At 66.2% G+C, this 24,000-nt stretch carries 21 protein-coding genes; 11 read left to right on the top strand and 10 right to left on the bottom strand.

The window, feature by feature from the left end:
* Window positions 1-269: 269 nt before the first annotated feature.
* Genes ACSYG9_RS09585 through ACSYG9_RS09565 form a run of 5 tightly spaced genes read left to right on the top strand, consistent with a single transcriptional unit; the run spans window position 270 to window position 7,371 of the window.
* Window positions 270-1,577, top strand: coding sequence for an alpha-hydroxy-acid oxidizing protein (locus ACSYG9_RS09585; protein ID WP_440126939.1), 1,308 nt, complete (start codon window positions 270-272; stop codon window positions 1,575-1,577).
* A 14-nt stretch (window positions 1,578-1,591) separates the two neighbouring features.
* Window positions 1,592-2,590, top strand: coding sequence for a 2-dehydropantoate 2-reductase (locus ACSYG9_RS09580; protein ID WP_454842238.1), 999 nt, complete (start codon window positions 1,592-1,594; stop codon window positions 2,588-2,590).
* Window positions 2,587-2,766 (top strand): hypothetical protein, encoded by a 180-nt coding sequence (locus tag ACSYG9_RS09575; protein WP_440126937.1) that lies wholly within the window; start codon window positions 2,587-2,589, stop codon window positions 2,764-2,766. The genes ACSYG9_RS09580 and ACSYG9_RS09575 overlap by 4 nt, the downstream gene beginning before the upstream one ends.
* 11 nt (window positions 2,767-2,777) lie before the next feature.
* Window positions 2,778-6,035, top strand: coding sequence for an arabinosyltransferase domain-containing protein (locus ACSYG9_RS09570; protein WP_454842236.1), 3,258 nt, complete (start codon window positions 2,778-2,780; stop codon window positions 6,033-6,035).
* A 37-nt stretch (window positions 6,036-6,072) separates the two neighbouring features.
* Entirely contained in the window at window positions 6,073-7,371 is a 1,299-nt protein-coding gene (locus ACSYG9_RS09565) for a glutaminase (protein ID WP_454842235.1), read from the top strand.
* A 4-nt stretch (window positions 7,372-7,375) separates the two neighbouring features.
* Here ACSYG9_RS09565 and ACSYG9_RS09560 read toward each other — a convergent pair whose 3' ends face one another.
* The gene (locus ACSYG9_RS09560; RefSeq protein ID WP_454842927.1) at window positions 7,376-8,206 is read right to left on the bottom strand and encodes an SDR family oxidoreductase; all 831 of its coding nucleotides are present in this window, start codon (window positions 8,204-8,206) and stop codon (window positions 7,376-7,378) included.
* Window positions 8,207-8,494: 288 nt separating this feature from the next.
* On the opposite strand from ACSYG9_RS09560, the gene ACSYG9_RS09555 reads away from it, so the two are divergent.
* The 4 genes from ACSYG9_RS09555 (at window position 8,495) to crcB (ending at window position 10,630) form a co-directional block, all read left to right on the top strand.
* On the top strand, window positions 8,495-9,352 hold the full coding sequence (locus tag ACSYG9_RS09555) for an alpha/beta fold hydrolase (RefSeq protein WP_454842234.1): 858 nt from the start codon (window positions 8,495-8,497) through the stop codon (window positions 9,350-9,352).
* A gap of 252 nt (window positions 9,353-9,604) precedes the next feature.
* A complete protein-coding gene (locus tag ACSYG9_RS09550) occupies window positions 9,605-9,784 on the top strand; it encodes a hypothetical protein (protein ID WP_247273837.1) in 180 nt (59 codons plus the stop codon).
* 43 nt (window positions 9,785-9,827) lie between these two features.
* Window positions 9,828-10,262 carry a CrcB family protein gene (locus tag ACSYG9_RS09545; protein WP_440126933.1) on the top strand — a complete coding sequence of 145 codons (435 nt, stop codon included), beginning with the start codon at window positions 9,828-9,830 and terminating at the stop codon, window positions 10,260-10,262.
* Window positions 10,262-10,630, top strand: a complete 369-nt coding sequence (crcB, locus tag ACSYG9_RS09540; RefSeq protein ID WP_440126932.1) for a fluoride efflux transporter CrcB — start codon at window positions 10,262-10,264, stop codon at window positions 10,628-10,630. Before ACSYG9_RS09545 ends, crcB begins: the two co-directional genes overlap by 1 nt.
* 394 nt (window positions 10,631-11,024) lie before the next feature.
* Here the strand turns inward: crcB and ACSYG9_RS09535 are convergent, their stop codons facing one another.
* The gene (locus tag ACSYG9_RS09535) at window positions 11,025-13,307 is read right to left on the bottom strand and encodes an ATP-binding protein (protein WP_440126931.1); all 2,283 of its coding nucleotides are present in this window, start codon (window positions 13,305-13,307) and stop codon (window positions 11,025-11,027) included.
* A gap of 265 nt (window positions 13,308-13,572) precedes the next feature.
* Here ACSYG9_RS09535 and ACSYG9_RS09530 point away from each other — a divergent pair, with 265 nt between their 5' ends.
* On the top strand, window positions 13,573-14,526 hold the full coding sequence (locus tag ACSYG9_RS09530) for a LysR family transcriptional regulator (RefSeq protein WP_440126930.1): 954 nt from the start codon (window positions 13,573-13,575) through the stop codon (window positions 14,524-14,526).
* Between the two features lie 39 nt (window positions 14,527-14,565).
* Here ACSYG9_RS09530 and ACSYG9_RS09525 read toward each other — a convergent pair whose 3' ends face one another.
* The 4 genes from ACSYG9_RS09525 to ACSYG9_RS09510 are packed head-to-tail and all read right to left on the bottom strand — an operon-like array spanning window position 14,566 to window position 19,016.
* The gene (locus tag ACSYG9_RS09525; RefSeq protein WP_440126929.1) at window positions 14,566-15,258 is read right to left on the bottom strand and encodes an SRPBCC domain-containing protein; all 693 of its coding nucleotides are present in this window, start codon (window positions 15,256-15,258) and stop codon (window positions 14,566-14,568) included.
* A gap of 31 nt (window positions 15,259-15,289) precedes the next feature.
* The gene (locus ACSYG9_RS09520) at window positions 15,290-16,144 is read right to left on the bottom strand and encodes an FAD binding domain-containing protein (protein WP_440126928.1); all 855 of its coding nucleotides are present in this window, start codon (window positions 16,142-16,144) and stop codon (window positions 15,290-15,292) included.
* Window positions 16,141-18,534, bottom strand: a complete 2,394-nt coding sequence (locus tag ACSYG9_RS09515; RefSeq protein WP_440126927.1) for a molybdopterin cofactor-binding domain-containing protein — start codon at window positions 18,532-18,534, stop codon at window positions 16,141-16,143. Before ACSYG9_RS09515 ends, ACSYG9_RS09520 begins: the two co-directional genes overlap by 4 nt.
* A complete protein-coding gene (locus tag ACSYG9_RS09510; protein WP_440126926.1) occupies window positions 18,531-19,016 on the bottom strand; it encodes a 2Fe-2S iron-sulfur cluster-binding protein in 486 nt (161 codons plus the stop codon). Before ACSYG9_RS09510 ends, ACSYG9_RS09515 begins: the two co-directional genes overlap by 4 nt.
* Window positions 19,017-19,176: 160 nt before the next feature.
* On the opposite strand from ACSYG9_RS09510, the gene ACSYG9_RS09505 reads away from it, so the two are divergent.
* Window positions 19,177-19,989, top strand: coding sequence for a mycofactocin-coupled SDR family oxidoreductase (locus ACSYG9_RS09505; protein WP_440126925.1), 813 nt, complete (start codon window positions 19,177-19,179; stop codon window positions 19,987-19,989).
* 64 nt (window positions 19,990-20,053) lie between these two features.
* Here the strand turns inward: ACSYG9_RS09505 and ACSYG9_RS09500 are convergent, their stop codons facing one another.
* Genes ACSYG9_RS09500 through ACSYG9_RS09485 form a run of 4 tightly spaced genes read right to left on the bottom strand, consistent with a single transcriptional unit; the run spans window position 20,054 to window position 23,997 of the window.
* Window positions 20,054-21,196 (bottom strand): XdhC family protein, encoded by a 1,143-nt coding sequence (locus ACSYG9_RS09500; RefSeq protein ID WP_440126924.1) that lies wholly within the window; start codon window positions 21,194-21,196, stop codon window positions 20,054-20,056.
* On the bottom strand, window positions 21,189-22,292 hold the full coding sequence (locus ACSYG9_RS09495) for a vWA domain-containing protein (protein WP_454842231.1): 1,104 nt from the start codon (window positions 22,290-22,292) through the stop codon (window positions 21,189-21,191). Before ACSYG9_RS09495 ends, ACSYG9_RS09500 begins: the two co-directional genes overlap by 8 nt.
* Window positions 22,293-22,296: 4 nt before the next feature.
* On the bottom strand, window positions 22,297-23,190 hold the full coding sequence (locus ACSYG9_RS09490) for an AAA family ATPase (protein WP_454842229.1): 894 nt from the start codon (window positions 23,188-23,190) through the stop codon (window positions 22,297-22,299).
* A gap of 36 nt (window positions 23,191-23,226) precedes the next feature.
* On the bottom strand, window positions 23,227-23,997 hold the full coding sequence (locus ACSYG9_RS09485; RefSeq protein ID WP_454842227.1) for a thioesterase family protein: 771 nt from the start codon (window positions 23,995-23,997) through the stop codon (window positions 23,227-23,229).
* Window positions 23,998-24,000 lie beyond the last annotated feature (3 nt).

Raw genomic sequence — 24,000 nt, 5'->3', positions numbered from 1 at the left:
GACCGACGAGCTCCATTCGGCCGTCCCCGAACCACACGAGATCGAGGCAGCCGTCCGGAACTATCAGCTGTGCAACTACTGGCGGACTGCGGCGTTCCCACGTGCACGTCACCACGTCGGACTTCGACGGGTATTCGCGGTACATGCAGCCGAGTCCATCACATTCGGATAATTCGTGCATTCGGTGACGCCAGCTGGTCTCGACGGTTCCCTCATCTGCCGCAGTGCGGAAGGATCGTGGCACCGCAGTGCTCGAGATAGGGGAACTCGTGACCGAAACTGTTGCTCCCGCGACCGCAGGCCCCGGCCGCGACCGTCAAGGTGTCGTCTACCGCGACGGTGCGCTGGGCCGCAGGCCCGCCGTGCCGACCGCGTTCGGCGACCTCGAACGCGAGGCGCGCCGCGTCAGCTCCACCCGAGCGTGGTCGTACGTTGCAGGTGGTGCAGGTGAGGGACGCACGATGGTCAACAATCGCCGTGCGTTCGATCGGTGGGCGATCGTTCCGCGCATGGCACACGGGATCACTGAACGCCACCTCGGCACGACCGTGGCGGGCACGTCGTTGTCGTCACCGCTGCTGCTCGCCCCGGTCGGGGCGGGCGCGTTGATGGCGCCCGACAGCGACCTTGCGATCGCGCGCGCAGCAGCCGCGACGGGCGTGCCGTACGTCTTCTCCAACCAGGGCTGCAATCCGATGGAGGACTGCGCGGTCGCGATGGGTGATGCGCCGCGCTGGTTTCAGCTGTACTGGAGTTCGGACGAGGCGCTCGTCGACAGCCTTCTGCACCGCGCCGAGACGATCGGATCGGAAGCTGTGGTCGTCACCCTCGACACGACCATGCTGGGATGGCGTCCACAAGACCTGAATCTGGGATCGTTGCCGTTCGCGCGGGGTGAGGGCATCGCCCAGTACACGTCGGATCCGCGGTTCCGCGATATCGTGCGGCAGCGGATCGACGCGGCACGCGAGATGATCACCGAGCGACCCGACGTCACGCTCGGTGCGCTCCGTACGTTGATCTCGATGACCCGTAATCATCCGGGTAAGTTCCTCGACAATCTGCGTTCTCCCGTGCCGCGGGCCGCGGCAGAGACGTTTCTCGACATCTACTCGAATCCCGGGCTGAGCTGGGATCATCTGGCGACGCTTCGTGATCGCACGAGGCTGCCGATCGTGCTCAAGGGCATCCTGCATCCTGACGATGCGCGGCGTGCTGTCGATCTCGGCGTCGACGCAGTTGTGGTGTCGAACCACGGCGGACGGCAGATCGACGGCGCGATCGCCTCGCTCGATGCGCTCCTCGAGATCCGGGCCGCAATCGGTCGTGAGCCGACATTGTTGCTGGACAGCGGAATCCGAAGCGGTGCCGACATGTTCGTCGCGCTCGCACTCGGCGCCGATGCCGTGCTGCTCGGCCGCCCCTACATGTACGGGCTCGCGGTAGCGGGGCAGCGCGGGGTCGAGGAGGTGATCCGCAACGTGATCGCCGAGTTCGACCTCACCATGGCGTTGACGGGCGCGCGCTCTATCGCCGACATCGACGAGCGTTTCGTCCGTTCCAATCCGTCTTTCTGACAGGAGTTTTCTGTATGCGTTCCCCCATCGTCGTGTACGGGGCAGGCAGCATCGGTTGCTACATCGGCGGGCGGCTGGCGGGTGCGGGAGCCGACGTCGTGTTCGTGGGAAGACAGCGGGTCGCCGACGAGGTGCGTGAACACGGACTGCACCTGACGGATCTGGACGGCGCCGATGTACGGCGGCGATCCGTCGACTACCGCACCGAACCGGACGTGATCGCCGATGCGTCCCTGGTGCTGGTGACGGTGAAGTCCTCCGCCACAGCGGAGGTAGCGGCCACTCTGGCTCCGTTGCTGCGCGACGATGCGATTGTCGTCAGCCTGCAGAACGGGTTGTCCAACGCGGCCCTGATACGAGAGAAGATCGACCGGCCCGTGCTGACGGGGATGGTGCCGTTCAATGTGGTCGCGCAGGGCAGGGGCCGGTTCCATCAGGGTTCGGAGGGCGGAATCGAGGTCGAGGACAGTGGTCTGCTCACGCCGTATCTGCCGCAGTTCGACGCGGCAGGACTCCCGCTGACTCTTCGGCCGGATATGGATGCGGTGCTGTGGGCGAAGCTGCTGCTCAACCTGAACAATCCGATCAACGCGCTGTCGGGACTGCCGCTGAAGGCCGAGCTTTCACAGCGCGCCTATCGACGTTGCATTGCTGCGGCGCAACGCGAAGCCCTCAGCGTCGGGCGGGGTGCGGGACGTACCGCGGCGCGCCTCACGCCGTTGCCGCCGTCTTGGATCCCCCTGTTGCTGACAGTGCCGGACGTCGTGTTCCGCACGCTTGCGTCGTCGATGCTCGCGATCGATCCGCTCGCCCGGTCGTCGATGTGGGAGGACCTGGAAATGGGGCGTGTCACGGAGGTCGAGTGGATCAACGGCGAAGTGGTGCGTCTCGGTCGCGAGCACGGTGTCGCGACCCCGGTCAACGATCGGCTCATCGACCTGATCCGCACCGCAGAGCGCGGTGGCCGGAGGGATTGGCCGGGCCCCGAACTTCTGGTCGCACTCACCGCGTGACCGTCATACCGGCCATGGTCGACACCGGAGCCGGACCCATCAGCGCTACCGCCACCGTGATGCGGGAACAGTGGGAGGCACCACTCGCTCCGATCAGCGTTTCTCCCGCGTCCGAATGCGACCGAAGCACCGTGACGGGTCTCGCTGGAATAGGGGCACGCCTGCATCTCGGATAGCATCGCGTGGCGTGAGTGAAGCCAGGACGACCGAGGACCCCGTCCGACCACCGGCAGTCGAGCCGTCGGCGACCCGATCCGAGGTGACGCAGGCACGACTCATCGCCCTGGTCGGAGCGCTCGTCGGCATAGTCGCGGCGCTGGCGATCCCGTTCTTGCCTGTGACGCAGACCCAAGGAACGCTGAGTTGGCCGCAGGGCGGTACCAGCGCAAGTGTGACCGCTCCGTTGGTGTCGTACGCCCCCGTCGAACTCGATATCACCATCCCCTGCGCCGTCGCAGCGGACGCCGAGGGCACCACCATCGTCTCGACATCCCCGCAGGGTGCACCCAACGCCGAGCGGTACGGGCTTGTTGCGCGCGTCACGTCGGCCTCCGGCGAACGTCCCGCCACCCTCGAGGTGATCGCGCGCAACACGATGCTGGTCTCGGTGCCCGTCGACGAACTGGCGCCCGGGTGCGCGCTCACCGTGAGTTCGAATCCCACTCGCACGGTCGCCTCCGTCAGCGGCGCAGGGGGCGCGGACACCGAGCAGGTGTTCGAGCGTGACCTCCGTCCGCAGATGGTCGGTGTGTTCACCGGCCTGACGGGCGACCTGCCCGACGGGCTGGCGGTCGACGCCACCCTCGACACTCGCTTCACATCCTCTCCGACCTGGATCAAACTGCTCGCGATGGTTGTCGCGGGCCTCGCCACCGCCGTGTCGCTGTGGTCGCTGCACCGGCTCGACACCACCGACGGCCGACGTTCCCGCCGCATCCTGCCCTCATCGTGGTGGTCGTTCCGCCCGGTCGACGGCGTAGTGGTCGGTACTTTGCTGCTCTGGCACATCATCGGCGCGAACACCGCAGACGACGGCTACCAACTGGGTATGGCCCGGGCGGCAGGCGAAGCCGGATACATGGCCAACTACTTCAGGTGGTTCGGCGTACCGGAGTCGCCGTTCGGCACACCGTTCTACGACGTGCTCGCCCTCATGACCCATGTCTCCACCGCGAGTGTGTGGATGCGACTGCCCGGCCTGGCCGCAGGCCTGCTCGCATGGTGGGTGATCAGTCGCGAGGTCGCGCCGCGGATCGGCGCCGCGGTCCGCCGGAACTCGATACCGCTGTGGACCGGCGCCTTCGTCTTCCTGGCGTTCTGGCTCCCGTTCAACAACGGCCTGCGTCCTGAGCCGATCGTCGCGACCGGTGTCCTGCTGACGTGGTGCTCCGTCGAGCGCGCGATCGCCACCCGACGGCTCTTCCCGGCTGCGGTGGCAGTGCTCGTCGGCGCAGTCACCGTCACCGCCGGGCCCTCCGGCATCATCTGCTTTGCCGCGCTGATCGCCGGTGCGCGGCCGATCGCCCGCATCGTCCTCGCGCGTGGCCGCCAGTTCGGGTTCTTCGTCGTGCTCGCACCGATCGTCGCGGCGGGAACGGTGATCCTCGCGGCCGTGTTCGCCGATCAGACGCTGGCGGCGGTGCTGGAGATGCAGTCCGCGCATGTCGTCGGCCCGAGCGTGCCGTGGTTCCAGGAATACCTTCGCTATCAGTACCTGCTGCAGATCACCGTCGATGGCTCGCTCGCGCGTCGTTTCGCGGTGTTCACGATGGTGTTGTGCCTGATCACGGTAATTCTGGCGCTGATGCGCCGCGGTGGCAAGGTACCCGGCGCGGCGCAGGGGCCGTCCCGGCGAATCGTGGGCATCACCCTCGGCGCGATGGTGCTGATGATGTTCGCCCCCACGAAGTGGACGCACCACTTCGGGATCTACGCCGGCCTGGCTGCCTCGGTGGCGATCGTCGCGGCGGTCGCCGTGGGACCGATGGTGCTGCGTTCGCGCCGCAATCGCGCGTTGTTCGCGGCGGCGGTGCTGTTCACCGTCACCATGTCGTTCATCGGCCCCAACGGATGGTGGTACGTGTCGAGCTACGGCGTGCCGTGGTGGGACAAGCCGCCGTCGATCGCAGGGTTCGGGTTCTCCACCGTGTTCTTCGGACTGACAGTGCTCGCACTGCTGCTGGCGGCGTGGTGGCACATCCACCCTGTCGCCTCCAGACGCACCGATACACCCTCGCGGCTCTGGTCGATTCCGCCGCTCACGGTCGCGGCCGCCGCAATGGTGCTGTTCGAGGTGCTCTCCCTCGCGAAGGGTGCGGTCTCGCAGTACCCGGGCTACTCGGTGGCCAGGTCCAACATCGATGCGCTCACCGGAAACTCGTGCGGTCTGGCGAACGACGTCCTGCTCGAGATGGATCCCAACGCGGGAATGCTGGCTCCAGTCAGTGGCGACATCGCGAACGCACTGGTGGCAGGCGGCGGCGATGGTTTCAGTCCCAATGGTGTCGCCGACGACCTGACCGCCGACGACGAGTCCGCCGACGCGGGCACCGCGAACACCGTCGACTCCGACAACGATCAGACGGCAGGTGGCACGGCAGGTACCCAGGGCGGTACCGGACAGGCCGGTGCAAACGGCAGTATCGTCGCGCTGCCGTTCGGTCTCGATCCCGCCACGACCCCGGTCCTGGGCAGTTACGGCGGCATCACCGGGAACGTCACCACCGACTGGTACCGCCTGCCCGAACCGGATGCGGCGGGCTCGCGCGGCGACATCGTGTCGATATCGGCGGCCGGACGCATCTTCTCTGTCGACGCCGACGGCACCGAAACCTACGGGCAACGGATCGAACTCGAATACGGCGTCGCAGAGGGCGATGCCGTGCGCGCACTCGGGACCGCCCTCCCGATCGACATCGGACCGGCGCCGTCGTGGCGGAACCTGCGGGTGCCGCTCGACTCCCTTCCCGCGGAAGCCGACACGGTGCGCATCGTCGCACACGACCACGATCTGGCACCGGAACAGTGGCTCGCGTTCACACCACCCCGTGTGCCGCAGACGCAGACGGCTCAGGCCGTTCTCGGTACCGAGTCCCCGGTCCTGCTGGATTGGGCGGTCGGTCTGAACTTCCCGTGCCAGCATCAGATGTTGCACAGCAACGGTGTTGCCGAGATCCCAGAGTTCCGCGTCCTCCCGGACCGCGTCGGAGCCATCTCGACGAACCTGTGGCAGGACCACTACGGTGGCGGCCCGCTCGGCTGGACCGAGATGTTGCTCGGTGGTCGCACGATCTCCTCGTACCTCGACCACGACTGGGACCGTGACTGGGGTTCGGTCGAGCAGTACCGTCCGCTCGACGCGTCGGCCGAACCTGCGCACATCGACACGGAGGAGAGGACCCGGACCGGGTGGTGGACCCCCGGACCGATCGAGACCTCGTATTGAGTCGGCGGGCGGGGGCCGGGTAGGCCAGAATGAGGCCATGCGGTCCCCGATCCCGGATTATCTGAACGAGGTACTCGAGACGTGCGCGGCCGATTCGGGTGAGCTTGCGGACTACATTCCGCAGCTGGCAACGGTCGACCCCGATCGGTTCGCGCTGTCGCTGGTGACCGCGGAGGGCGACGCGTACTCGGTCGGCGACTACGCGGACACGTTCACGATCCAGTCGATTTCGAAGCCGTTCGTGTACGGTCTCGCACTCGAGACCCTCGGGTTCGAGGCTGTGCTCGACCATGTCGGTGTGGAACCGTCCGGTGAGGCGTTCAGTGAGATCTCGCTCGAGCGGAACACCGGTCGTCCGCTCAACCCGATGATCAATGCCGGTGCGCTCGCGACGCATGCCCTCGTAGCATCCGCGCCGTCGGCGGATTCCGGCGTCGAGCAGATCCGGAAGCTGCTCTCGTCGTTGGCCGGGCGCGAACTCGACATCGACGACAAGGTTGCAGGATCGGAGCTGGACAACGGTTACCGAAATATCGCGCTGGCCAACCTGCTTCGCAGCTACGACGTATTCACCGGCGACCCGGACGACGTGGTCGAAGGGTATGTACGACAGTGCGCGGTCCGGGTGACGACCGCCGATCTCGGAATGATGGCTGCCACCCTTGCGAGCGGTGGAGTTCAGCCGCATACGGGTGAACAGATCTTCTCCAGGCCTGTGGCGCGCCAAGTGTTGTCGGTGATGGCGACGTGCGGAATGTACGACGCGGCAGGAGACTGGCTGACGAACATCGGGATCCCCGCCAAAAGTGGTGTATCCGGCGGGATCATCGGAATCCTCCCGGGACAGTTGGGGATTTCGGTTTTCTCGCCGCGTCTCGATTCGCACGGTACGAGTGCTCGCGGGGTCGAAGTCTGCGAACGTCTTTCACGAGACATGAATCTGCATCTCATGGACGCTCCGATGGTTGCGCACTCGGTTCTGCGTCGCCGCAGGGAATTCGGAGACGGAGATACCGCGGTCACCCTGCTGGTGTTGCAGGGCGACCTCCAGTTCACGAACGTGGAGACGATCGTCCGCGACCTGATCGACGAACCGATCGTCACCCCGCGGCTCGTGCTCGACCTGGCCCTCGTCCGTTCGGTGTTCCCGGCGGGTAGAAGGGTTCTGCTCGAGATGGTCCGTCGGCTGCACCTCGACGGGATCGAGGTGATGTTCATCGATCCCGAGGAACATTTCCCCGATCCCGAGGTCGGCGGCGGTTACCGCCCCCTGGTGCTGGAGTCGATCGGCGAGTTGCCGATGGATGTGCAATGGAGACGAGGACTGCCTGATTGACCGATCAGTTCGTTCCTGCCCGCTGAACAGCACGGACCGCGGCGACCACGCCACCGTCGACCAAAAGGTCTGTGCCGGTGATGAAACCGGCCTGCGGGTCGAGGAGGAACGCAGCTGCACCTGCGATGTCGTCGGGGGTGCCGAGTCTGCCGGTCGCCGACATGTCCACCATCGATTGCATGCGCTGCCCGGATTCACCGGAGAGTTCCTGCCTGCCCATGGGAGTGGAGATGACGCCGGGGCTAATGGAATTGATTCGCGCCCCGCGCTTTCCCCACGCAGCCGCCGCTGCCTGCACCCGCAGGGCATTCCCACGTTTCGCGACGGTGTACGCGATTCCGGGGTGTCCCAGCTTCTCGGGGTCGAGGAAGGGAAGGTCGAGTAGTTCGGCTGCCGGCGTGACAGCGAGCGCCGTCTCGTGCTCGGAAGGCAGGGCTCCCATGTGGCCGGCCATGCTGGCGATCACGACGCCGGCCCCGCGCGGAGCGATGACCCGGGCGAACTCGTCGAGGACGAGTGCGACACCCAGTAGGTCCACTTTCAGGACTGTGTCGATGGGCGCCTGCTCGGGTGACACCCCGGCGGTGTGTGCAACGTGTGTGACGCGTCCGAGTCCGGCCGCAAAATCGGCGAGCGAGGCCACCGAATTGTGATCGGATACGTCGACGACGTGCGTCTTCACGGTGTGGCCCTCGCCGTGGAGGGTGGTTGCGGCGTTGCCGAGGGTTTCCTCGTCGAAGTCTGCCAGCAGAACGGTGCGGCCTGCGCCGAGTCGCCGCGCAATCGCGAGTCCCATTCCGCCGACGCCGATGACGACGAGTACGTCGATGTCCATCATGTTCCTTTCGCGAGATCTGCTGAAGGTCAAGACCGTACGGTGCTGTGGCGGAGGCCGTAACGTGATCGGAACGATACCCGCCGATGGTGCTGATGGGGAGATTGGTACTGGTGTGCGTGCTTCGAGAAGCCCTGCTGGCGTGAGTGCCGAACAGTGAGCTACGGTGTCCTGCGGTGTGCCGGAAGTCTGGTCGGCGAGAGATGTGTCGTACGTACGAGAGAAGATCCAAACATGCCGTTCACCTGTGAAGATGCAGCTCTGGTCCGGATCGGTGGGTGACTGGGAATGCTCACCAAGTCCCCGTACCGTTGTCCCGGCGATGACAGCGTCATCCATCACGCGTGTGCAGGAATGCTGTCGCACTGGCCGAGGCCAGTCGACGAGCAGGTAGCGCGTACCTCCCTCGGCGAGACCCACGTGCTCAGCGTCGGGCCCGCGGCGGGGCATCCGATCGTCGTCCTTGCGGGAGGTGACCTCCCTGCTGCGGGCCTGCGCGATCTGGCCGACTCGTTCGATCCGTCCCGGCGAGTGCTGCTCGTCGACCTGCCCGGCTTGCCCGGGGCCAGCGCATGCACCCGTCCTGAGGGCAACGTCCACGCCGCGTACGGCCGATGGCTCACGGAGGTCCTCGACCTCCTGGAGATCGGTGTGGCACCGATCCTAGGGCTCGGATGGGCCGCGTCGGTTGCTGCTGCGATCACCGACGTCGAGCGGGTCGAGAAGCTCGTCCTCGCCGCGCCCCTCGGGCTGGTACCACGTGCGCGTTGGCACCGCGCACTGATTCCGGGCCTCCAATGGCGTAATGAGCCGAACTTCGAGAACACCGAGCGTTACCTACGCGCTCTCGCGGGTTCGGGCTTCGAGCCGGACGAGGCCACACTGCGGTGGTCGTGCCGCGTCGGCGCGTACTGCACGTCGCTGGCGGGGATGCCTCGTATCGGCCGGTCGCTGTGGCAGCGGTGGAACGGCCGCGCTGTGGAGCTCGTGGTGGGAGATCAGGACCCGCTCGTGCAGGTCGCCCCGCTTAGGAAGATCGCGAGCGAGATCGGCGCAACTGTCGAGGTCGTGCAGGGTGCGGGCCGCCTGCTCCCGCTCGAGGCACCGGCGCTGCTTGCCGAGGAGATGTTCGCGCCGATCCGATGAGTCGGGCGATGTGCTCGACGCGTGGATCCCTGTGCGGACGTCATGATTTCGCTCACTCGTGGGTATCGCGGTCGTGTGTCCCACGCGGTGACCTGTCGGGTCCGCTGCCGCGCGCGGCGATGTGACTCACTTCGCATTCACATCTAAGTTACTCGGTGGTAGACCCGTAACGGACAACCTGTGTGTTCGGGAGCTCCGTCGTGGGCGCTCGGCCGTGCGCACTACCTGGCAGATCCGCACGAAAGGTCAAGCATGCTCTTCAGCGCGATGTTCCCCCTGGCCGGACGCAAGAGTCGTCCCGCACCGGCAGCGTCGTCCACGACGCCGTCGGCGGAGTCGCTGCGCGTGACCGCGTCGGCGCTGCGGGCGTGGGGTGCAGAGGTCGACGCTGACGAGCTCGAGGCCCGAGCTGCGCGAGTGGCCGCTTCATAGTTTCGGCGGTAGGTTCCTACTTCTCACGGGAAGGAACTGACCTGTGGTCGACGACCGAGGTGCCGCCGCATATCGCCGCCCGTCCGCGCTCGCGGCGGTCGCCGTCGGCGGTGCGCTCGGGACGCTCGGTCGTTACTACGCCGGTCTCGTGTTTCCTTCCTCGCCGCACGGCTGGCCGACCGCCACGTTCGCGGTCAATGTCGTGGGAGCCTTTGCTCTCGGTTTGTTGCTCGAGGCTCTGCTGCGAACAGGGCCTGATACGGGTCGTCGATACCTGCTTCGCCTTGCCGCGGGGACGGGCCTGCTCGGCGCATTCACGACATACAGCACCTTCGCCGTCGAAGTGACGACGTTCGGGCGTGACGGCAATCTCGTGCTCGCTGCGTCCTACGCGGTTCTCTCGGTGATTCTGGGCGTCTGTGCGGCGGGTATGGGCATTGCGGTGGGTGCGCGCCTTGCCCGGCGTGGCGCGTCGTGATGTCCCTGTGGGTGGCTCTTGCGGGAAGCCTCGGCGCGCTGGCGCGATTCGTGGTGGACGGCGAGATTCGCAATCGTCGGAGCCTGCAGTTCCCATGGTCGACGCTCGTGGTCAACGTGTCGGGATCGTTGTTGCTCGGGATTCTGGTGGGCCTCGTCTTGCTCCACGACGCGGATCGGCGACTCGAAGTCGTCCTCGGCGTCGGATTCTGCGGCGGATACACCACATTCAGCACGGTGAGCGTAGAAACGGTGCGGCTGCTCGAGGAGGGCAGGTACCGCGCTGCGTTTTTCGGGGCACTCGGGACCCTCGTCCTCGCGGTGGTGGCAGCGGCCGCTGGATTCGGAGCCGTCCGGCTCATGTCGTGACGGCGAGCGCCCTGAGGGGCGCGACGCCGGGCCACCCCCGACGGGTGCATTTCGGCCCGGCGCCGCTGGTCTGTAACTCCCGTTGCCGGGATTACCACGACCGTAGGCGAATATAACGGAAAGGTCACGTCTTCATTGCGGCCGTTTCCGGTGCAGGCGACGGGGTCCGTCACTATTTCTGCTGGTAGGAGCTGGAATCCGGCAACCGGGAGACCGAACGGTATTCTTTGGAATAAGTGTCTGCCGTCACTTTTTCATCGGTGATGATTGCGAGAAGATCACGATCCGGAGGGGCGTGTCGGACCGAGTCGGACGCTGCAGACATACGTGCGGCCGACGACAATGTCGTCAGCCGCACGTATGTCGGTATCGGTGGCTCGCGGTGAGCCCGGGCTCAGTCCTCGCGCCTGCTCGGCCACCGCTCATGGAGGCGGCCGCGCTGGATGGTCGGGCTCGTGCCGGAGTTCTGCGAGCGCGGTGCTGGATCCTGCTGCCACTCACCGTCGACGTCTTGCCCCTGACCACCCTCGTACGGCTGCCCGTGCTGTGGGCCCTGACCGTACTGGGGTTCCGGCAAGTACTGGGCCTCGGAGTTGTACTGAGAGTCGGAGCCGTACTGGGGCTCAGGGTCGAACTGCGCCTCAGGGTCGTACTGCGGGCTCGAATCATACTGCCCTGTGTTCTCGGAGAACGAATTCCTCGGCGGCTGTCCTGCGGGCCGTTCGGAAATCTCCTGTGCGAGCGGGTACGGGTTGATCGCATGCTCGGTCTCGGTCGCCGATCGCTGCAGCCGCCGCGGACGGTCGATCTGGTACGTGTCGCTGACAGAGTTGCCCACGCCCTTGAGCAGTCGGATGGGCAGATAGACGCTCGCGGTGATGCCGGCGTTGGTCGTGGAGTCGAATGTCGGGCGCAGGCGCACCGTGATCCCGTTACGCGCAGCGAGGCGCGCGACCACGAACAGACCCATGCGTCGGGCGGCTCCCCAGTTGCCTTCGTCGTCGCTCGAGAGTCGATCGTTGACGTCGATCAGTTCCTCGCTCGGGATACCGATTCCGCGGTCGGCGATCTCGAGCAGCAGCCCGCCGTCGACCGCGCGGGAGAACGCGAATGCGACAGTGCTGTCCGGTGGGGAGGCGCGGAGCGCGTTGTCGAGAAGTTCGGCGACGAGGTGCACGATGTCGGTCACGGAGCTGCCGAGCAGGCTGCCTTCCGGTGCATTACCGAAATCGACACGCTGGTAGTTCTCGACCTGGGAGACCGCGGCGCGGAGCACGTCGCCCAACGGGGTGTCGGGCACGCGTCCCATGCGCTGACGGGTGCCTGCGAGCACGAGCAGCGAATCGCCGGTGCGTCGCATACGTGCTGCAAGGTGGTCGAGCGCGAACAGGTTCTGGAGTCGTGTGGGGTCGCGTTCTTCGTGCTCGAGCGAGTCGATGAGCGTGAGCTGCTGCTCGACGAGGGTCTTGTTCCGCCGCGCAAGGGTTTCGAGCATCTCGTTGACCTGACGGCGAAGTGCCGCCTGCTCACCTGCGAGGCGGAGCGCACCCGCACTCATGTTGTCGACCGCGCGGGCGACCTCACCGATCTCCTCACGCGTGGTGACGCGCACCGGATCGAGATTGACCGTTTCGATGTCGGCGCCGTTCTTGATCGTCGCGATCGCCTCCGGCAGGCCGACTTCGGCGGCACGGAGGGTGTCGTTGCGGAGGCGTCGTAGCGGCCGGATCAGAGAAGCGGCAACGAGCAGGGCGAGGGTGAGGGCGAGGGCGAGGATGACAGTCACGCCGATGGCCGTTCCCCAGGCGTCGCGCTTGGCCGTGGACGCGAGATCGTCGAGTGTCGTGACGATGCGGGTGCCTGCACCGTCGACGATCTCCTGGTAGATGGTCAGGGTCCCGAAGATGGAGTTGCGCAGTGCGGAGACGTCGGTGGAGGCGTCGTCGATACCCGCGATGAGGGCTCGTCGTTGGTCCATCAGCCCATTGAGCTGGCTTGCCAGCTCGGGATCATTGACGTTCTCGAGGAACAACGCGAGCTTGCCCGCCTCGGCGGCCTGCGCGTTGGTGAACATGAGGCTCGCCGCCTCGGACCCGTCCATGAGCGCCCCGAACGCGACGATCTGGTCGATGATCTCCCACTGGGTGTCCCAGGTGGAGAGGAGCAGGCCGGCATCGTCGAGCACCTGGGAGTCGCCGGTCGAGTCGACGATGGTGCGGAACACCAGCGTGATCCGGGAGACGAATCCCTGGACCTGTTCGTGGAGTGCCTCGCGCGATACTCCGCCTTGCGTGGCGCTCTGGTAGAGGGCCTCGCCTTCCTGGACAGCGCGCGACACCGCGCCCATGATCTTGGGATCCAGCTCGTTGTCGGCGAGGAACGCGTCGAGCGCCGGCTCGTTCTCGGAGATGATCGCCGCGGCATTGTCGGTGGGCAGGTGGATCATGTTTGCCAGCGCAGCGCCTGCGACGCCCATGCTCCACTGTGCCAATGTGGGGATGATCGTCACCCGCTCGGCCTGCTCGGAGTAGTGCGTCGCCTCTTGGACGGTGTCGTACACGCGCAGTCCGCCGTAGAGCGAGGCGGCGATGAGGGGCACAGCGACAACCGCCGTGACCTTCTGCCACAGGCGCCAGTTGTCCGGTGTCGGCAGCCGTAGGTTGCGGAAGAGGCTCATGGGGGGTGGGCCTGGCCTTTCTGATCCGTGTCTCACACCGGCCGGGCCGAAATCGGGACCTTCCCCTGAAAAAAAGATCGGCAATCTAACACTCAACCAGTGAGATCTGGGCCAGATTAGGGCCGTGTCATGCGTTTATACAAATTGCATGTCCGATTTGGATATCAGGTATTCGATGTAACAGATACCGGACGTTCAGTATGTAACGGGCGACTGGGATAGGATCCCCCAGGCCGAGCAATCCCCCATGAAGAGGAGAAATGCGGTGGAACTGCGTCGAGTCGATCTCAATCTGCTCGTCGTCCTCGATGTCCTCCTCACCGAATGCAATGTGACGAAGGCTGCACGCCGACTGAACATGTCGCAACCCGCTACCAGCACCGCACTTGCGCGCCTGCGCAAGCAGTTCGACGATCCACTTCTCGTCAAGAGCGGACGAACACTGCGGCCGACGCCGCGTGCACTCGCCCTCGCCGAACCGCTCCGACGCGTGCTGTCCACTGTGGAACGCTCGATCCTCACTGTCCCCGAGTTCGATCCCGCGACGGCCGAGCGTGCCTTCACGCTCTTGACCGGGGACTACTCGGAGGTGACGCTGCTCCGGAATCTCCTGAGACGCAATCGGTACCGATCACACGGCATCAGGTTCGACATGCAACCACTTTCGATGGCCGGGATCGAGGCTTTCCACCGCCACGAGGTCGACCTCGCCGTGGTGCCGGAACAACTTCTCGCGACATCCGAATTCGAACAGTGCCGTCGCCGGGTCGTCCTCCACGACCGGTACGTCGGGGTCGTGTGGAGCGGACATCCGTACGCAGGTATCGAACTCACCGCGGATGTGCTCGCGGGCTACCCGCTGCTGTCCTATCTGCAGTACGGCGGCGACAAGAGCCTGAGCCGGACTCTGTCCCGGGCCGGGATCGGCACGAGGTCGTCCGCGACGACCACCAACATCGCGGTGTTGCCGTACGTGCTCGAGATGACCGACCTCGTGACGATCATTCCCGAGCGCATGGCACGGCGGATCGCCGGTGTGGCGCAGCTACGGATCCTCGAACCGAACTTCTCGCTTCCCGCCGTCCGTGAGTGGGCGGTGTGGCACGAGGAGTTCGACGACGACCCGGGTCACCGCTGGTTGCGCACCGAATTGTCGGTGATCGCCACGCCCGATCTGGCTGCCGGACTCCACACCACACGCCTCTCCGCGGTGACCTGAAGGTTTTCCGGTCACCGCGGAGCGATCGGTCCGGTGCGGTCAGTTCGACCGCTTGCGGAGGATCACCGCGAGGATCACCGCGAGAATTGCGGCGATCCCCACGACCGGCGCGATGCGTTGCACGGCGGAACCGCTCGCGTAGTGCATGAGGTCGAGCGGCTCGGCTTCGGGCTGCGCCGCCGGTGCCTTCGGTGCGCTCGCCGGTGCAGAAGCAGTGCTCGACGGGGCATCAGCCGCCGGAGTGGAAGCGCTCGCGCCTGCGGCCGGAGCCTCCTCGTGCTCGGCTGCTGCCGGGCCGAGCTTCTCGGACAGGCACGCTGCGAACTGTTCGAGGATCTTGCCGCCGACGTCCGAGATCATGCCGCGGCCGAACTGCGCCGGCTTGCCCGTGATGGTCATGTCGGTTGTCACGGTGCCGTCGGTGTGGTCACCCTCGCCGGTGAGCACGATGGTGATGGTCGCGCTGACGGTCCCGTTGCCCCTCGCGTCCTTCGCGTTCGCTTCGATGACTGCTCGCTTGGCCGACTCGTCCTTCTCGACGTAGACACCGGTGCCCTTGTACGTGAGCGCGACCGGGCCCAGCTTGACCTTCACGGTGCCGGTGAAGGTGTCACCGTCCACACCGGTCAGTGTTGCCCCGGGCATGCATGGCGCGACCTTCTCCGGGTCGAGCAGCGCGGCCCACACCTCGTCGACGGGTGCCGGTACGGACAGCTGGTGTTCGAGTTGCATCGATTCTCCTGCGTCGTTTCTGCGGGGCTACTCAGAGTCCCGCCGCGGTCGTCACGGCTCGCCGGGCGAGGACCGTCGCCAGGTGGCTTCGATACTCGGCGTCGGCATTGCCGTCGGTCATCGGATCGGTCCCGTCGGCCGCGTGTGCGGCGGCCGACGCGATCGTGTCGGCGGTGGCCGCTTGCCCGACGAGTGCTTCTTCGACCGCGCGGGCCCGTACGGGCACCGCCGCCATGTTCGTCAGGGCGACCTTCGCTTGTCGGATCGTGCCATTGTCGATCTCGATTGTCGCTGCGACACCCACGATCGACCATTGTTGCGCTGCACGATGGAACTTCTCGTAGCGTGCCTGCCACCCCGTGTGCTTGGGAATGCGGATCTCCGCAAGGATTTCACCGGGCCGAACTGCGGTCGTGAAGTAGTCCTCGAAGAAGTCCGACGCCGTGACGGTGCGTGTACCGGACGCACCGACGATGACGAATTCCGCGTCGAGCGCCAGAGCGGGAGCCGACAGGTCCCCTGCGGGATCTGCATGCACGAGCGCGCCGCCCAACGTTCCGCGGTGGCGGATCTGCGGATCGGCGACGGTGGCGGTGGCCTCAGCGAGCAACTGTGCATACCGGGCGACGAGCGGATCGTGCAGCACCTCGTAGTGCGTAGTGGTCGCACCGATCACCACGGTGTCGCCGTCCTCGCGGATACCGCGCAGGTCAGGGACGCGACCGAGGTCGATGATGGTGGTCGGTGCTGCCATCCGGAGTCGCAATACCGGCATCAGGCTCTGGCCTCCGGCCAGCACCTTGGCGTCTTCACCGGCTTCGTTCAGTGCCGAGACGGCCTCGTCGAGTGTGGTGGGAGCGGCGTACTCGAATTCAGCGGGAATCATCGGTTTGTCTCCTCGGCGGAACGGAGGGCGTGCCAGACCCGCATGGGCGTGCACGGCATGTCGATGGAACGAACCCCGAAGGGCCGGAGCGCGTCGAGTACGGAGTTGACCACGGCGGGTGTCGACGCGATCGTGCCTGCTTCACCGACTCCCTTGACTCCTAACGGGTTTCCTGGAGCCGGTGTGTTGGTGCGGTCGGTGACGAAATTCGGGAGGTCCACTGCCGTCGGCAGCAGATATTCGGCGAACGAGCCGCTGAGCAGTGTTCCGGACTCGTCGTGGACGGCTTCCTCGTACAACGCCTGAGAGATCCCCTGGGCCAGACCACCGTGCACCTGGCCCTCCACGATGAGCGGGTTCACAACGTGCCCGATGTCGTCGACGCATACGTACTTGCGGATGCGTACGTGCCCCGTCTCGGTGTCGATCTCCACCGCACACAGGTGTGTGCCGTGCGGGAACGAGAAGTTGTCCGGGTCGTACGTCGCTTCGGAATCGAGATTGGGCTCGACGCCGTCGGGTAGGTCGTGCGCGGCGAACACGGCGAGTGCGACGTCGGTCAGCGCGACCGACTTCTCGGTGCCCTTCACCTTGAACCGGCCGCCGGTGAATTCGAGATCGTCTTCCGCACATTCCATCAGGTGCGCCGCGATCGGCCGGGCTTTCGCCACCACCTTCTCGGCCGCCTTGACCACGGCGATGCCACCGACGGCGAGCGAGCGTGACCCGTAGGTGTCGAGTCCACGGGGCGACGACTGGGTGTCGCCGTGCAGGATCTCGATATCGTCGAACGGAATTCCCAGCTGATCGGCGACGATCTGGCTCCACGCGGTCTCGTGTCCCTGGCCGTGTGCCGACGACCCGGTGACCACCTCGACCTTCCCTGTGGGCAGCATGCGGACAGCCGCGTGCTCCCACCCGCCTGCTCCGTACGACAGCGATCCGAGGACTCGAGACGGTGCCAGACCGCACATCTCGGTGAACGTGGACACCCCGATGCCGAGCTGTACCGGGTCCTTGGATTCACGTCGTTGCGCCTGCTCACGGCGCAGGCCGTCGTAGTCGAACAGTTCCAGGGCTTTCGCAGTGGCCGCTTCGTAGTTGCCCGAGTCGTAGGTCAGGCCCGCCACCGAATCGAACGGGAACTCTTCGTGCTTGATCCAGTTCTTCTCACGTACTTCGATCGGGTCCATGGACAGTTCGACGGCGAGTTCGTCCATCATCCTTTCGATCGCGAACGTCGCCTCGGGGCGCCCCGCACCGCGGTATGCATCGGTGGGCACCTTGTTGGTGAACACGTTCGTGCAGGTGAAGCGGTAGGAGTCGAACTTGTAGATTCCGGTGAACATGAACGCGCCGAGGATCGGGACCCCGGGCGTGACGAGACGCAGGTAGGCGCCCATGTCGGCGAGCAGCTCGACCTTGAAACCGGTGACGGTGCCGTCGCGCCGGGCGGCGAGCGTGAGTTTCTGAACCTGGTCGCGGCCGTGATGTGCCGCGACCATCGACTCGCTACGCGACTCGGTGTACTTGACCGGCTTGTGGAGTCTGCGCGCGATGAGCAGCGTGAGTACTTCTTCCGGGGTCACCTGCAGCTTGCCACCGAAGCCGCCGCCCACATCGGGTGCGATCACCCGCAACTTGTGCTCGGGAATGCCGAGCGACATCGCCAGCATCAGCTTGAGCACGTGTGGCACCTGGGTGGCCGACCACATGGTGATCTGCGTGGCGGTCGGATCGACGACCACCGATCGGGGTTCCATGAACGCAGGTATCAGGCGTTGCTGACGAAAGGTGCGTTCGATGAGAACTTCCGCGTCGCGGATCGCGTCCTCGACGTTGCCCCCGCTGCCTGCTTCGGCGGAGTCGAATGTCCATGTGGCGCTGCGGTTGGTACCGAGGCCGGGGTGCACCAGTTCGGTATCGGCTGCCGCGTCGGTGAGGTCGAGCACCACCGGTAGGTCCTCGTAGTCGACGTCGATGGAATCGAGTGCGTCGTGTGCCTCGTAGGCGGTGCGTGCCACCACGACTGCGACCGCCTCACCGGCGAAGTTGACGGTGTCGACGGCCAGTGACGGTGCGGGTGGAGCCAGCTGGTCCTCGGTGATCGGCCACGCACACGGCAGGCTCCCCTGCTCTTCGGCGAGGTCGGCGCCCGTGTACACGGCGATGACGCCGGGCAGTGTCTTCGCCTCCTCCACATCGATGCCAGTGATGCGGGCGTGGGAGAAGGGACTGCGCAGGATCGCGGCATGCAGCATGCCGGGGAGGACGATGTTGTCCGTCCAGCGGGTCCGGCCGGTGAGGAGGTGCTCGTCCTCCTTGCGGCGACGGGACTGCCCGATCTCGGGCTCCACCCCGCTGGTGCTGCGTGATTCGGTGGTGGTCATCGGGCATCCTCCGTCCGAGTTCCCTGCATTCGCCGGGCAGCGTCCTGCGCGGCGGCCACGATGTTCTGATATCCCGTGCACCGACAGAGATTTCCTTCGAGGCCGTGCCGGACCTGCTCCTCGTCGGGGTCGGGGTTCTCGTTCAGCAGGTCGACGGTCGCCATGATCATGCCGGGCGTGCAGTACCCGCACTGCAGCGCGTGTTTCTCGCGGAAGGCTTCTTGGACGGGGTGGAGCGCGCCGTCCTTCGTGAGACCTTCGACCGTCGTGACAGCCCTGTCGTCGGCTTGCACGGCGAGCACCGAGCAGGATTTGACGCTCTTGCCGTCCAGCAGGACGGTGCACGCACCGCAGTTGCTGGTGTCGCATCCCACGACAGTGCCCACCTTGCCGAGTCGTTCTCGCAGGTAGTGGACGAGAAGGAGCCGGGGTTCGACGTCGTCGGTGTAGACCGCTCCGTCGACCGTGACCACGATGCGCATCGGACCTCCCAGTGCTTTCCACAATCCCGTGTGTGTGTTCCAGTGATATGAGTCACTGTCAGCTTCCTGTATCCCGCGCGTAGAAAGGAGGTGATTGACGGAAATCTCTCGGCCGCATCAGCGCTGGCGGCCGAAGCTCCGACCGCGAGAGGAAATGGACATGGCCCGGCTCGACAACAAGATCGCGTTCATCACCGGAGTTGCCCGTGGCCAGGGCCGCGCCCACGCCGTACGGCTGGCTCGTGAAGGCGCGCAGATCGTCGGAATCGATCTCGCGGGTCCGCTGCCCGGCGTCCCCTACGATTCCGCCACCCTCGACGACTTGGAGGAAACGCGGCGGCTCGTCGAGGCGGAAGGCGCGAAGGCGTACCTGAAGCAGTGCGACGTCCGCGATCTCGACGGTATGAAAGCGGTGGTCGAGGAGGGGGTCGCGCAGTTCGGTGGTCTCGATGTGGTGGTCGCCAACGCCGGTATCTGTATTCCGCAGACGTGGGACGAGGTCACGCCCGCGAGTTTCCGCGACACCCTCGACATCAACGTCACCGGTGTCTGGAACACGATCACCGCGACCGCGCCGCACCTCATCACCCGCGGTGGCGGGTCGATCGTCATCACCAGCTCACTGGCCGGTGTGAAGCTGCAGCCGTTCATGGTGCACTACACCACCAGCAAGCACGCGCTCGTCGGCATGGCCCGCGCTTTCGCGGCAGAACTCGGGCAGCACGACATCCGCGTCAACAGCATCCATCCCGGTGCGGTGAACACTCCGATGGGATCGGGAAGCATGCGTGAACGCATCGCACAGACCGCGGAGTCCAATCCGCGCCTCGGCGGCATGACCATGCCGTTCCTGAACAAGTACATGGCGGAGGCCGACGAGATCTCGAACATGGTCGCGTTCCTGGCCTCCGACGAATCCGCATTCGTCACCGCCCAGAGTCTTGCGATCGACGGCGGCGCTCAGTACTTCTGAGCAGGGGCTGTAGGCCGAATGTCACCTTCGGTCATTTCGACTGTATGAACGTCACCTTCGGCCATCAGTGGGGCGGGTGCGGCGACAACTCCTCGTGTGCGTGGATCGGCCCCTCCCGGTTCGCGAGACGCTCCCCCCGCCCGCCCCAGCGGAGGGCAATGATCTCGGCGCCGATCGACACCGCGGTCTCCTCGGGGGTGCGAGCACCGAGATCGAGGCCGATCGGCGAACTCAGCTTGGCGATCTCGTCTTCGGTGATACCGATCTCGCGCAGGCGGGCGAGCCTGTCGTCGTGCGTGCGGCGTGAGCCCATCGCTCCCACATAGGCGACATCGATTCGTAGCGCCACTTCGAGAAGCGGTACGTCGAACTTCGGGTCGTGGGTGAGCACCGCGATCACCGTGCGCTTGTCGACCCGGCCCGCTTCGTGTTCGGCGGCGAGATAGCGGTGCGGCCAGTCGACGACCACCTCGTCGGCCGAGGGGAAACGTGCGGGGGTCGCGAACACACCGCGCGCGTCGCACACTGTCACCCGATAGCCGAGAAAGGCACCGAGCGTGGCCATCGCGGCGGCGAAATCGATCGCGCCGAACACGAGCAGACGGGGCCGCGGTTGGAAAGCATTGACGAACACGGACATTCCTTCGCCGCGCCGCTGGCCGTCGGGACCGTAGTGCAGGGTTCCGGAACGGCCCACATCGAGCAGGCCGCGCGCGTCGTCGGTGATCGCGTCAGTCATGCGGGCAGATGGGAGTTCGCCGTCCGTCCGGTCCGGCCACACTGTCATGCGGCGCCCGACCACGGCAGGGTCGGGATGTTCGGTGACGGTGGCGATCGCGACGGGCTCGCCCGCGTGGATCGAATCGATGACATCACCGAGCGCGGTGAACTCGGCGGGATCGATGCGTTCGACGAAGACATCGATGATGCCGCCGCAGGTCAGGCCGACAGCGAATGCGTCGTCGTCGGAGACTCCGTATCTCTGTAGGACGGCGTTGCCGTCACCGATGACCTCCCGGCCCAGTTCGTAGACCGCACCCTCGACGCATCCGCCGGACACGCTGCCCGTGACGGTGCCGTCGCCCGCGACGAGCATCGACGCGCCTGCTTCGCGTGGCGCGGACCGGAACGTCGAGACGACGGTGCCCAGTGCGACGGTTTCTCCTGCACGGTAGCGGCGCTCGAGTTCGTCGAGAACATCACGCACGGTGGACCTCCTTCAGCAGTTCCTCCAACTTCGCAAGGCTGTGCCCGGCGAGCAGTCGGTCGAGGTGCGGGAGTGCGGCCGAGATCCCGGACTGGATGGGTTCGTAGCCGTCGGCGCCCGCATGGGGGTTGACCCAGAGTACGGCGTGGGCGAGCCGGCGCAGTTGTGCCATCTGTTCGGCGAGCAGAGACGTGTCGCCGCGTTCCCAGCCGTCGGAGAAGATGACGACGACAGCGCCCCGAGCGATGCCCCGCCGGCCCCAACGATCGAGGAACGCACGCAACGTGTCGCCGAGACGTGTGCCACCCGCCCAGTCCGGAACGGTGCTCGATGCCGCAGCCAGCGCGCGTTCAGGATCGCGGGCGCGCAGCGCGCGCGACAGGCAGGTCATGCGTGTGCCGAGGGAGAACACCTCGGTGACAGCAGGGTTGCTGCGGGTGACGACGTGCGCGAAACGCAGGAGCGCGTCGGCGTAGGGGCTCATGGAGCCGGACACGTCGATGAGCAGCACCACTCGGCGTGGACGGGTCGCGCGACGGTGCCGGGCAGGCCGTACTGTCTCGCCGCCCGCAGCGAGCATGGCACGCAGGGTGCGCCGGGGGTCGACGGTGCCGCGTCGTGACGGCTGCAGACGCGCTGCGGGTCGTCTCGGGGGGCGGGGTTTCAGCAGCGTGAGCATCTCGTCGAGGTGGGCACGTTCGGCGGGGGTGAGTTCGGCGATGTCGCGGTGCCGCAGGATCTCGGTGTCGTCGGCGGCAACCTGGAGTCGTGGCGAGTCGTCGCCTTCGCTGTCGGATCCACTCGGTGAGGTGAGCGCGGCAACCGTGGCGGTGCGCTGCTGCTGTCCGGTGGTGCGGGAGATGACGGGCAGGTCGCCGCCGAACCAGGCTTCGAACGCGAGGTCGTAGCGGGGAATGTCGTCGGGGTCGCGGCAGAGGGTCGCGCGACCCGTCCAGTACACGTGCGCGGGGTCGCTCGCATCCACTTCACGCAGGGCGCGAACGTAAGCGTGCGTGGAGTCGAGTGTGACCGGGAGACCGGCCTCTTCGAGGGCTCGCGCGAACCCTGCAACGCCGACGAGCGCACCGTCGCCCACGTGTTCAGCCTGCCAGGAGTCGGTCGAGACCGGCGCGCGCGACCCGTTCGAGGTCTTCGCGATACTTCAGGACAGCGCCGAGGGTTGCGGCAGCGGTCGCGGTGTCGAGCACGTCGCGGTCGAGTTCGATCAGCGCCCGTGCCCAGTCGAGGGATTCGGCGACACCCGGGGGTTTGAGCAGATCCGCGTCGCGGAGAGCGTGGACGGCGCGGGCGATCTGTTCAGCGAGTGCCGCATCGATTCCGGGCAGACGCCTGCGCAGGATTCCGATCTCGCGATCGAGGCCGGGGTGTTCGACCCAGTGGTAGAGGCAGCGTCGTTTGAGTGCGTCGTGCACCTCACGGGTGCGGTTGGACGTGAGTACGACGAGGGGCGGAACGCTTGCCCGGATCTCGCCGAGTTCGGGGATCGTCACGGAGTTCTCGTCGAGAATCTGCAGCAGGAAGGCTTCGAACTCGTCGTCGGCGCGGTCGATCTCGTCGACGAGCAGCACGCACGGGGCGTCGGTGAGTGCCTGCAGGAGCGGGCGGGCGAGCAGGAATCGTTCGGTGTAGAGGGAGCGTTCGGCGGTGTCGGCGTCGAAACTTCCATCGCTTGCGGCTTCGATCGTGCGCAGGTGCAGCAGCTGCCGGGGGAAATCCCAGTCGTACAGTGCTTGTGAGGCGTCGATGCCCTCGTGGCACTGCAGCCGGATCAACGGCAGGCCCAGTGCTTCGGCAAGTGCGACGGCCAGCGAGGTCTTTCCCGTGCCGGGTTCTCCTTCGCAGAACAGGGGCCTGCCCATGCGGAGCGCGAGGAACGCCGACATCGCGACACCCTCGTCGGCGAGGTAACCGGTCGATTCGAGGGCATCGGCGAGTTCGCCGGGGGACTTGATCTGCGTCGCCGGTCCTGTCATGGCGTCAGCCTAGGACAGGCACGTGCATTTGCAGCGTCAGTTGGGTCGCACCGTGAGGATCTGCGACATCGTGCCGAGCGGTCCAGCGGTGTCGTGCAGGACGCTGCTGGTGAGGCCGATGCCGTCGGCCCCGTACGAGACGGTGGTGTCGAAGCCGACCCAGTCACCCTGAGGCTGCCTGAACAGATGGGCGGTCAGATCGAGGTTGGGGAAGGCAACGGCCTTCGGGTCGGCGCGCACGGTCATGCCGTTGGAGATGTCGAAGAGCCGGACAGCGTGGGCGAGGTCGCTGACCTTCTCGTCGGCGAGCAGCGGAATCGGGGAGCGTACCCAGAACGAGGCGCGTCCAGGCTCTACCTGATCGCGCCGGACTTCAGCGGATTCGATGAACCCGCCCGGCCATACCTGCGAGGCATCCCAGGGTTTCATCTCGTCCGGCGAGGCGATCCGAGGTAGCGATGTGCCTTCGAGTGCGTCGGTGGCACCCGGAGCCATGAGCCACGCCCGCAGTCGCACAGCGGCACGCCCGCCGTGGCTGAGTACGGCCTCGACGAGTTCGATGGTGCGGCCCGGACGCAGCACCGTCACCTCGGCATCCATGTCGCCGATCGGAAGGACCCCGAGGATGTCGTAGGAGAGGCGGCCGATCACCAGGCCGTCGTCGCGCCGTGCGTCGCGGTCGCATTCGACGACGTGCGCGAGCAGCCCGAAGGCGGGTGCGATGTGCTGTTCCGCGGTGTTCCATGCGCCACCCACATGCTCGGTTGCGCGGAAGGAGTGCTCCCCGGTGCGTTCGAAGTAGCTCATGAT

Source organism: Rhodococcus sp. SJ-2 (genome assembly GCF_053750035.1).
Note: the sequence above shows the minus strand (reverse complement) of the source record. Positions and strands in the feature narration are given on the sequence as shown.

Excerpts from the sequence above, each read along its gene's own strand:
- ACSYG9_RS09525 (WP_440126929.1), bottom strand. The coding sequence starts at position 15,258 with ATGCAACTCGAACACCAGCTGTCCGTACCGGCACCCGTCGACGAGGTG.
- ACSYG9_RS09515 (WP_440126927.1), bottom strand. The coding sequence starts at position 18,534 with ATGACCACCACCGAATCACGCAGCACCAGCGGGGTGGAGCCCGAGATC.
- ACSYG9_RS09555 (WP_454842234.1), top strand. The coding sequence starts at position 8,495 with ATGCTCACCAAGTCCCCGTACCGTTGTCCCGGCGATGACAGCGTCATC.
- ACSYG9_RS09505 (WP_440126925.1), top strand. The coding sequence starts at position 19,177 with ATGGCCCGGCTCGACAACAAGATCGCGTTCATCACCGGAGTTGCCCGT.
- ACSYG9_RS09565 (WP_454842235.1), top strand. The coding sequence starts at position 6,073 with ATGCGGTCCCCGATCCCGGATTATCTGAACGAGGTACTCGAGACGTGC.
- ACSYG9_RS09520 (WP_440126928.1), bottom strand. The coding sequence starts at position 16,144 with ATGATTCCCGCTGAATTCGAGTACGCCGCTCCCACCACACTCGACGAG.
- ACSYG9_RS09550 (WP_247273837.1), top strand. The coding sequence starts at position 9,605 with ATGCTCTTCAGCGCGATGTTCCCCCTGGCCGGACGCAAGAGTCGTCCC.
- ACSYG9_RS09490 (WP_454842229.1), bottom strand. The coding sequence starts at position 23,190 with ATGACAGGACCGGCGACGCAGATCAAGTCCCCCGGCGAACTCGCCGAT.
- ACSYG9_RS09580 (WP_454842238.1), top strand. The coding sequence starts at position 1,592 with ATGCGTTCCCCCATCGTCGTGTACGGGGCAGGCAGCATCGGTTGCTAC.
- ACSYG9_RS09510 (WP_440126926.1), bottom strand. The coding sequence starts at position 19,016 with ATGCGCATCGTGGTCACGGTCGACGGAGCGGTCTACACCGACGACGTC.
- ACSYG9_RS09535 (WP_440126931.1), bottom strand. The coding sequence starts at position 13,307 with ATGAGCCTCTTCCGCAACCTACGGCTGCCGACACCGGACAACTGGCGC.
- ACSYG9_RS09485 (WP_454842227.1), bottom strand. The coding sequence starts at position 23,997 with ATGAGCTACTTCGAACGCACCGGGGAGCACTCCTTCCGCGCAACCGAG.
- crcB (WP_440126932.1), top strand. The coding sequence starts at position 10,262 with ATGTCCCTGTGGGTGGCTCTTGCGGGAAGCCTCGGCGCGCTGGCGCGA.
- ACSYG9_RS09560 (WP_454842927.1), bottom strand. The coding sequence starts at position 8,206 with ATGGACATCGACGTACTCGTCGTCATCGGCGTCGGCGGAATGGGACTC.